Source organism: Bartonella capreoli, assembly GCF_902813205.1.
In the GTDB taxonomy this organism is placed as follows: domain Bacteria; phylum Pseudomonadota; class Alphaproteobacteria; order Rhizobiales; family Rhizobiaceae; genus Bartonella; species Bartonella schoenbuchensis.
Genome location: NZ_CADDZX010000404.1, coordinates 1 through 384, shown reverse-complemented (window position 1 = coordinate 384; position 384 = coordinate 1). Strand labels below are relative to the sequence as shown.

General features: G+C 47.7%; 1 protein-coding gene. It reads left to right on the top strand.

The features are described 5' to 3' along the window. On the top strand, nucleotides 1-297 hold a 297-nt coding region (locus J7R05_RS09010), incomplete at its 5' end, for a tyrosine-type recombinase/integrase (RefSeq protein WP_208541940.1). Between the last annotated feature and the right edge of the window lie 87 nt (nucleotides 298-384).

Sequence of the window (384 nt, the reverse complement as noted above, 5' to 3'; positions counted from 1 at the left end):
GTACAAAATTATCTCAAATGCTGCCCGTATCCTTTAGTGGACAATCAACCAATGTTCCGCGGCGCCCGAGGTGGTGTCTTACAGCCAGCCATTATTCAACGAGCCGTTCGAAATTTACGTGTAAACCTTGGTTTACCAGAAACTGCTACCCCGCATACACTACGTCATTCTTTTGCCACCCACCCTTTGTCACGAGAAGGAGAATTGCGCACTATTCAAGAACTCCTAGTCCATGCCTGCCTCTCGACTACACAAGCCTACACCCATGCCGATACAGCCCACTTGCCGGAAATTTAACGAAAAGCACACCCCCGCTCTAGAAAAAGCTTTAAACAACGAGGCAAAGTAAACAGATTCACCCTCAAGTGCCAAAGCATGAACACA